Annotated in this window: 7 protein-coding genes; 5 read left to right on the top strand and 2 right to left on the bottom strand. The window is 66.9% G+C overall.

The window, feature by feature from the left end:
* A partial coding sequence (locus ACIPIA_RS06515; protein ID WP_400507808.1) for a TIGR00645 family protein occupies positions 1-517 on the top strand: 517 nt, incomplete at its 5' end.
* A gap of 69 nt (positions 518-586) precedes the next feature.
* Here the strand turns inward: ACIPIA_RS06515 and trpE are convergent.
* Entirely contained in the window at positions 587-2,101 is a 1,515-nt protein-coding gene (gene trpE / locus ACIPIA_RS06520; RefSeq protein ID WP_400507818.1) for an anthranilate synthase component I, read from the bottom strand.
* 2 nt (positions 2,102-2,103) lie between these two features.
* Positions 2,104-4,017, bottom strand: a complete 1,914-nt coding sequence (locus ACIPIA_RS06525) for a peptidylprolyl isomerase (RefSeq protein WP_400507809.1) — start codon at positions 4,015-4,017, stop codon at positions 2,104-2,106.
* 191 nt (positions 4,018-4,208) lie between these two features.
* Between ACIPIA_RS06525 and tpiA the strand changes: the two genes are divergently transcribed.
* From tpiA to ACIPIA_RS06545, 4 genes are all read left to right on the top strand, one after another.
* Complete coding sequence (tpiA, locus tag ACIPIA_RS06530; RefSeq protein WP_400507810.1) at positions 4,209-4,973, top strand: triose-phosphate isomerase; 765 nt, start codon at positions 4,209-4,211, stop codon at positions 4,971-4,973.
* A gap of 155 nt (positions 4,974-5,128) precedes the next feature.
* Positions 5,129-5,542 carry a preprotein translocase subunit SecG gene (gene secG / locus ACIPIA_RS06535; protein ID WP_400507812.1) on the top strand — a complete coding sequence of 138 codons (414 nt, stop codon included), beginning with the start codon at positions 5,129-5,131 and terminating at the stop codon, positions 5,540-5,542.
* Between the two features lie 152 nt (positions 5,543-5,694).
* A complete protein-coding gene (locus ACIPIA_RS06540) occupies positions 5,695-7,323 on the top strand; it encodes a CTP synthase (RefSeq protein WP_400507814.1) in 1,629 nt (542 codons plus the stop codon).
* A 68-nt stretch (positions 7,324-7,391) separates the two neighbouring features.
* Positions 7,392-7,793, top strand: coding sequence for a DUF350 domain-containing protein (locus ACIPIA_RS06545; protein WP_400507816.1), 402 nt, complete (start codon positions 7,392-7,394; stop codon positions 7,791-7,793).
* Positions 7,794-7,943 lie beyond the last annotated feature (150 nt).

The raw sequence follows: 7,943 nt of genomic DNA on the forward strand, positions 1-7,943 counted from the left end.
GCCCGCACTGATCTTCAGCTCCCGCTGGCTGCAGCTGCCGCTCTATATCGGCCTCATCGTGGCGCAGTGCGTCTATGTCTTCCTGTTCCTGAAGGAACTCTGGCACCTCGTCACCCACGCCTTCGACTTCAGCGAGCAGCAGATCATGCTCGTCGTCCTCGGGCTGATCGACGTGGTCATGATCTCGAACCTGCTGATCATGGTGATCGTCGGCGGCTACGAGACGTTCGTTTCCCGCCTGCGGCTCGAAGGGCATCCGGACCAGCCGGAGTGGCTGAGCCACGTCAATGCCAGCGTGCTGAAGATCAAGCTCGCCATGGCGATCATCGGCATCTCGTCGATCCATCTGCTGCGGACCTTCATCGAGGCCGGCAATATCGGCATCGCAGGCAAGACGGCGAACTACACCGAGGCCGGGGTCCTGCTGCAGACGCTGATCCACGTCGTCTTCATCCTGTCAGCCATCGGCATCGCCTGGGTCGACAAGATGACGGCTGCGCCGGGCAAGGCGCACTGACCAGGACGCCGAAACAGAAACGCCCCGCCGAGCAGGCGGGGCGTTTTGCGTCCGACGCCGTATGCTGAGCTACTGTCCGCGGCCGGTCCGGGCGGCGAAGCGGATGGCTTCCTCGGCCGCGCGGAACAGGGCCTTGGCCTTGTTGATGCACTCCTCCTGCTCGGAAGCGGGATTCGAATCGTAGACGATGCCGGCGCCGGCCTGGACATGCATGCGCCCGTCCTTGACCACCGCCGTGCGCAGCACGATGCAGGTATCCATCTCGCCATTGGCGCCGAAATAGCCGATGCAGCCGCCATAGGCGCCGCGCGCGTCGTGCTCGAGCTCGTCGATGATCTCCATCGCCCGCACCTTGGGCGCACCCGACACCGTCCCCGCCGGAAAACCTGCAATCAGCGCCGAGAGCGCGTCATGCCTGGAATCGATCGTACCCTCGACATTCGAGACGATGTGCATCACCTGGCTGTAGCGCTCGATAAAGAAGGAATCGGTCACCTTCACCGTTCCGATCTCCGCGACGCGGCCGACATCGTTGCGGCCGAGATCGAGCAGCATCAGATGCTCGGCGCGCTCCTTGGGATCGGCCAGCAGCTCCTCGGCGAGGGCGTTGTCCTCGGCCTCGGTCGCGCCGCGGCGGCGCGTGCCGGCGATCGGTCGGATCGTGACGGTGTCATCGCGCAGCCTGACGAGGATCTCCGGGCTCGAGCAGACGATCTGGAAATCGCCGAAATCGAGATAGCAGAGGAACGGCGCCGGGTTGACCCGCCGCAGGGCCCGGTAGAGCGCGAAGGGCGGCAGCGCGAAGGGCGCCTCGAACCGCTGCGACAACACGACCTGGAAGATGTCGCCGGCGCGGATGTACTCCTTGGCCCTGGCGACCATCTCATGAAACTCGGCCTCGCTGGTGTTCGAGGTCGTCGCCGGCACGGGGAGGTTGGCGATGTCGATCTCGGCCTCGGCGGGCAGGGGCCCCTCCAGCGCCAGCACGATCGCCTCCAGCCGCTCCTGGGCCCGCTCATAGGCATGGCGGGCGGCGACGCCCGGCATATGGCGCACGGGCGTCACGACGTGGATCTCGTCGCGGACTGAATCGAACACCACCATCAGCGTCGGCCGGGTCAGGATGGCGTCGGGCACGCCGGTGCCGGAGTCCTTGGCGTCCGGGAGCCGTTCCATCAGGCGGACCATGTCGTAGCCGAGATATCCGAAGACGCCGGCCGCCATCGGCGGCAGGCCCTCGGCCTCGGGGATCGCGCTTTCCTCGAGCAACGCCCGCAGGCTCTCGAAGGCCGGGCGCGGATCGGTGAGGAAGCTGTCGCCCAGCGCCGTCCGGCAGAGCGACGCCTCGCCCTTGTGGCAACGCCAGATCAGATCCGGCTCCAGCCCGATCATCGAATAGCGGCCGCGTACGGCGCCGCCTTCGACCGATTCCAGCAGGAAGGCCGGGCCCGAGGTGGCGTGGCGCAACTTCAGGAAGGCCGCGACCGGCGTTTCGCAATCGCCGACCAGAACCTGCCGCAGGAGCTGCGGGGCGCCCGTCTCGTAGATCTGCGCGAAGCGCTCGAACTCCAGGAGGGGCTGCATCGTCAATTCTGCGCTCCGCTCGTGGCGTTGCGGAAAGCCGCCTCGTTGATGCTGACGCCGAGTTCGGTCTGCCGCTTGGCGACATATTGCAGCAGGATGTCCTCGCTGACGCTGGACGAGAGCAGCCGCTCGAAATTGCCCGCTTCCTGGGTGGTGCGGACATAGGGAGGGACGGTCGCCGAATCGACCTTGAACAGGATGCGCTGGCCATCCGTGCCGGCGGCGGAGCCGCTCTTGCCGACGACGGTGCCGAAGATCTGGCTGACCACGGTGGCCGGCAGCTCCGGGCGCTGGTCCTGGCGGCCGATATCGGCGGCGGTCTCGATGGTGAGGCCGGCCGAAGCCGCGACGACGTCGAATGTCTCGCCCTTGTCGAGGCGCTCGGCCAGTTCGCGCGCCTTCGCCGCGAGCCTGGTCGCCGTCTCGTCGGCGCGCCACTGCTTCTCCACCTCGGCCTTCACCTCGTCGAAGCTGCGCTCGCGCGCCGGGTCGATCTTGGTGACGTCGAACCAGACATAGCCGGTGTCGCGCGGAAGGCGGATGGCCTCGTTATCGACGCCGATGTCGGAGCGGAAGATCGCCTGCAGGGTCGGGTCGCCGCCCGGCAGGGCTTCTTCCTGCGAGCCGTCCGGCCTGGCGAGCGTGGCGTTCATCGGGCCGGCGTTGCGCAGCTTCAGGTTGAACTCCCTGGCGATCTCCGCGAGCGGCTTGGCCGAGGCGCGCTGATCCTCGATCTTGTCGTGCAGCTCGGTGATCTGCCCGGCCGCACGACTGGTCGCGATCTCCTGCTTGAGCTCGGCCGCGACCTCCTCGAGGGGGCGCACATGCGCGGTGTCGACCTTGGTGACGCGCAGCAGGACCGTGCCGAAGGCGCTGGTGACCGGCGCGCTGACGCCTTCCTGGTCCAGGGCGAAGGCGGCCTCGCGCACGGCCGGGTCGAAGACCTGGTCGCGGGTGAAGGTGCCGAGCGTGAGGTCGTTGAAGGCGACGTTTCGTTCCGTCGCGATCTCGTCGAAGGTCTCGCCGCCGTCGATCTTGGCCTTGGCGGCCTGGGCTTCCTCGACATTCGGGAAGGCGATCTGCTGGATCGTGCGCGTCTCGGCGGTGGTGAAGCGCTGCGCCTTCACGGCCTCGTAGCGCGCCTTGACCTCGTCATCGGTGACCTTCGAGGGATCGGCGATCGTCGCGGCCGAGATCGCGAGAATGTCGGCGGTGCGATATTCCGGCGCGCGGAAGGCGGCCTTGCGGTCGTTGAAGAAGGTCTTGAGCTGATCTTCTGTCGGTGCGGCGATCTCGCCGGCCGCACTCGCAGGCATCCGGGCGAAGGTAACGGCACGCTTCTCGTTGCGCAGGCGGCTGCCGAGTTCCTGCAGCGCGAGCGGGGCAGTGAGGCCGCCGACCAGCATCTCGGAGAGCTGCTGGCGCAGGATGGTCGAGCGCTGAAGCGCAACATAGGTCTGCTCGGTGTAGCCGTTCGAGCGCAGCAGCTCGTTGAAGCGTGCCGACGAGAACTGGCCGGCGGCGTCGCGGAAGACCGGGTCGTCGAAGATCAGGTTGCGGATCGTCTCGTCGGAGACGGCAAGCCGCATGCCCTTCGCCGTCTGGTCGAGCGTCGCCTCGGTCAGCAGGCGGGAGAGGACCTGCCGATCGAGGCCGAGCGCGCGGGCCATCTCGGGCGAGATCTGGCGACGCTGCTGGCGGATCAGGTTCTGCAGGTCGTTCTGGTAGGCCGCGCGCATCTGCTCGATGCTGATCTCGGTCTTGCCGACCTTCGCCACCTCGTTGCGGCCATAGCCGCGGAAGATGTCGCCGACGCCCCAGATCGCGAAGGCGAGGATCAGGACGCCGAACAGGACACTGATGACGAGCTTGCCGAGCAAACCCTGACTCGCCTTGCGGATGCCCTGCATCATCATGGAAGCTGTCTTTCCCTGAACCTGTTCGTGGCGCGGGAGCGTGCCCGTGCGCGTATTAGTCGGCGCTGCTTATAGGAACCGGCGGCGAAAGCCGCAATCGTCGTGGCGGGCTCCGGACGCGAGGTCGCATGTGATTGCGGCGGCGGGCGGGCGTTGCTAGAGCCCAGATACTGAATTTTCGGAGGAACGACGTGACGCGAAGCATCAGGCCGCTGGTAGCCGGCAACTGGAAGATGAACGGCCTCAAGGCCGATATCGCCATCGCAGCCGAAGTGGCCAAGGGCTACGACACCGTGCTGAAGCAGGGCGTCGATCTCGCCATCTGCCCGCCGGCGACCCTCCTGTTCACGACCTCGGCAGCGCTCATCGGCGCGCGCATCGCCACCGGCGGGCAGGATTGCAGCACCCAGAATTCCGGCGCTTTCACGGGCGAAGTCTCGGCCGCAATGCTCGCCGATGCGGGCGCGAACTTCTGCATCGTGGGCCATTCCGAGCGCCGCACGCTTCATGGCGAGACCAATGCGACGGTGATGGCCAAGGCTGAAGCGGCGCAGAAGGCGTTGCTGGTGCCGATCGTCTGCGTCGGCGAAACGCGCGAGGAGCGCGAGGCCGGGAAGGCGCTCGCCGTCGTCAAGAAGCAGCTGCGTGGTTCGATCCCCGATGGCGCGACGGCGGCGACGCTGGTGGTCGCCTATGAGCCGGTCTGGGCGATCGGCACGGGGTTGACGCCGACCGCCGCCGACGTGGCCGAGGTCCATGAGGCGATCCGAGCCGAGCTCGGCCGCCTGCTCGGCAAGGCAGCTGCGGCGGGCGTCCGGCTGCTCTATGGCGGCTCGGTCAAGCCGTCGAACGCCTCCGAGCTGATGAATGTCGCGAATGTCGACGGGGCCCTCGTCGGTGGAGCGAGCCTCAAGGCCGACGAGTTCCTGGCGATCGCCCGCGCCTGTAACGGCTGACGGGCGCGCCATGCCGCCCGCATGTGAAAGGGCGGCATGCGGGGGTGGCGCTGCCGGCGTGCGCATGTTATGTGCGCCGCCGAATTCGCCTCGACCTTCGAGGAGGAGCGGGCAGCCCTTGCCGGCGGCTCGCGCCATGTCCATTTCGTGAGACCATGCAGAACGTTCTCATCGTCATCCACCTCATCATCGTCGTCGCGCTTGTCGGCGTCGTGCTGCTGCAACGCTCGGAAGGCGGCGGCCTCGGCATGGGCTCCGGCGGCGGCGGTGGCGTCGGCGGCTTCATGACCGGCCGTGGCCAGGCCAACGCCCTGACCCGAGCGACGGCGATTCTTGCGGCTCTCTTCTTCCTGACGTCGATCGTTCTGGCCGTCATGGCCAACCGCGGCCGCGTCCAGCGTTCGATCATCGACGGCGCTCCAGCGACGACCGCCCCTGCGGTTCCCGGCGCGCCGGCGGCTCCGAGCGCCCCGAATGCCGGCGGCGTGCTCGACCAGCTTCGCCAGATGCAGAACCAAAGCCAGGGCGGCGCGCAGCCGCCGACGCCGCCAGCGGCGCCGCAGCAGTAGGCAGGGCAGGGCCGGGAAACCGGCCCTTCTCTTTTGACGTGGGAGAGGCCGGGCGACCGGCCTTCTCTTTTGTGGACAAGCGCTCAGGGCAAGGCGGGACTGCACTGAACGCGCTTAGCGAATCGAACCCGTGGCAGTAGAGGTGAACTCCCATGACGCGGTATGTTTTCATCACCGGCGGCGTGGTGTCCTCGCTTGGCAAAGGCCTGGCGGCGGCGGCTCTCGCAGCCCTTCTCCAGGCGCGCGGCTACAAGGTCCGCCTGCGCAAGCTCGATCCCTACCTCAACGTCGATCCGGGCACGATGAGCCCGTATCAGCACGGCGAAGTCTTCGTCACCGACGATGGCGCCGAGACCGATCTCGACCTTGGGCACTACGAGCGTTTCACCGGCCGCCCCTGCAACAAGGGCGACAACATCACCACCGGCCGCATCTACATGGACATCCTGACCAAGGAGCGCCGGGGTGACTATCTCGGCGCCACCATTCAGGTCGTCCCGCATGTGACGAACGCCATCAAGGAATTTATCCTCGACGGCAACGACGGCTATGATTTCACGCTGGTCGAGATCGGCGGCACGGTCGGCGACATCGAGAGCCTGCCGTTCCTCGAGGCCATCCGCCAGACCAACCAGCAGTTGCCGCGCGGGCAGTGCATCTTCGTCCACCTGACGCTGCTGCCTTACATCCCGACCGCCGGCGAGCTGAAGACCAAGCCGACCCAGCACTCGGTCGCCGAGCTGCGCTCGATCGGCATCCAGCCCGACATCCTGCTCTGCCGCACCGACCGCGAGATCCCGCGCGAGGAGCGCCGCAAGCTCGCGCTGTTCTGCAATGTCCGCGAGACTGCAGTGATCGAGGCCCGTGACGTCGCCTCGATCTACGACGTGCCGCTCTCCTACCATGCCGAGGGGCTCGACAACGAGGTTCTCGCCGCCTTCGGCCTCGACGCCTCGACGGAGCCGGACGTCTCGAACTGGAAGCGCATCTCCGAGCGCGTGAAGAACCCGGAGGGCGAGGTCACCATCGCCGTCGTCGGCAAGTACACCGGCATGAAGGACGCCTATAAGTCCCTCATCGAGGCGCTGACCCATGGCGGCATCGCCAACAACGTCAAGGTGAATCTCGACTGGATCGAATCGGAGGTGTTCGAGAAGGAAGACCCGGCGCCTTTCCTCGAGCACGTCCACGGCATCCTCGTCCCGGGCGGCTTCGGCCATCGCGGCGCCGAGGGCAAGATCAAGGCGGCGACCTTCGCCCGTAATCGCAAGGTGCCGTATTTCGGCATCTGCTTCGGCATGCAGATGGCCGTGATCGAGGCCGCACGCTCGCTTGCCGGCATCGAGGACGCCAATTCGACCGAGTTCGGCCCGACGCAGGAGCCGGTCGTGGGCCTGATGACCGAATGGATGCGCGGCAACGAGCTGGAGCAGCGCGCCGCCGACGGCAACCTGGGCGGCACCATGCGCCTTGGGGCCTATGCCTCGACGCTGGCGGAGGGATCGAAGATCGCCGAAATCTACGGCTCCACCGAGATCTCCGAGCGACATCGCCACCGCTACGAGGTGAATATGGGCTATCGCGAGCAGCTCGAGGCGAAGGGCATGCGCTTCGCCGGCCTGTCGCCGGACGGCCTGCTGCCGGAGACGGTCGAATACCCCGACCATCCCTGGTTCATCGGCGTGCAGTATCACCCCGAGCTGAAGTCGCGCCCGTTCGAGCCGCACCCGCTCTTCGCCAGCTTCATCGAAGCAGCGAAGGCGCAGAGCCGCCTGGTCTGATCCTGCCTCTGGCGCCGGCCGGTCGCTGACGTATAGTGCAGCGATTGCGTCGGCTGGGGCAGGGCGACATGACGATCTCGATGGCGGGCCTGCCCGCCTTCCTCCTCTACTTCGTCGTTGGCGTCGCGTTGATCGCGGCCTTTGCCGTGATCTATCTGCGGCTCACGGCCCATGACGAGATCGCGCTGATTCGGGCCGGAAATCTTGCGGCCGCGGTCGCGCTGGGCGGCAATCTCGTCGGCTTTGCCGTGCCGCTCGAAAAGGCGATCTCGCAGGCGAGCAGCATCCCAGACTGCGTGCTCTGGGCGGTCGCGGCAATGATCGTCCAGTTCGCGGCCTACGGGCTGGCGCGGCTGTTGATTCCGGAGCTGTCGCGCAAGATCGAGCAGGACAATCTGCCGGCCGCCGCCATGCTCGCGGTCATCGCGGTCATCTCCGGAACACTGGCTGCCGCCAGCATGACGGTGTGAGCTCGCGATGAAGCGCTCCTCGCAGATCGGTCTGGCTGCTGCAGGCGTCGTCCTCGTCGCGACGGTCTGGTCGATGACGGGCGAGGAAACGCAGGAAAACCTCGTCTACAACAATGTGAGCGAATGCCTGGCTGCGGCGCAACTCAGCGC

Origin of the sequence: Allobosea sp. CER48, assembly GCF_044752385.1 — a bacterium.
GTDB lineage: Bacteria > Pseudomonadota > Alphaproteobacteria > Rhizobiales > Beijerinckiaceae > Allobosea.